Here is an 879-nt window from a genome sequence, read left to right as displayed (position 1 = left end):
GAACAAAGCGAACAGATCGAACGCAGTGCATGCCCAACGTGTGGATCGTGTTCAGGCATGTTCACCGCAAACTCAATGAACTGTCTGACAGAAGCTCTGGGGTTGTCTCAGCCAGGCAACGGCTCGCTGTTGGCAACGCATGCCGACCGTAAAGAGCTGTTTATCAATGCAGGTAAACGCATCGTTGAACTCACCAAACGCTACTACGAGCAAGATGACGAAACGGCTCTACCACGCAATATCGCGACCAAAGCCGCATTTGAAAACGCGATGGCACTCGACATCGCAATGGGCGGTTCGACCAATACGGTGTTACACCTTTTAGCTGCAGCGCAAGAAGGTGAAGTCGATTTTGATATGACGGACATCGACCGCATGTCTCGCCAAGTACCACACCTTTGTAAAGTGGCTCCTTCAACGCAGAAATACCACATGGAAGATGTACACCGTGCGGGTGGCGTTGTCGGTATCCTTGGTGAACTGAACCGTGCAGGTCTGCTGCACAATCAGTCTAAGACTGTCCTAGGACTGACCTGGGAAGAACAGCTAGCCAAATACGACATCATGCTGACCGATTCAGAAGAAGTGAAATCATTCTACCGTGCTGGCCCTGCGGGTATCCGCACCACACAAGCATTCTCGCAAGATTGTCGCTGGGATACCCTCGATGATGACCGCGCGGAAGGCTGTATCCGCACCAAAGAAAACGCCTTCAGCCAAGATGGCGGCCTTGCCGTTCTGAAAGGCAACATCGCGCTGGATGGTTGTATCGTGAAGACTGCTGGTGTGGACGAAAGCATCCTGAAATTTACTGGCCCTGCAGTAGTGTTTGAAAGCCAGGAAGATGCGGTAGACGGCATCCTTGGCGGCAAAGTGAAA

At 52.1% G+C, this 879-nt stretch carries 1 protein-coding gene; it reads left to right on the top strand.

Annotated elements, in window-relative coordinates:
- Positions 1–879, top strand: an 879-nt coding sequence (locus R7R24_RS25570; protein WP_318119911.1) for a dihydroxy-acid dehydratase, incomplete at both ends; no start/stop codon positions are given.

This window comes from Vibrio sp. 704 (assembly GCF_033339295.1).
The sequence above is the reverse complement of the archived record's forward strand: the minus strand, read 5'-3'. Positions and strand labels throughout refer to the sequence as shown.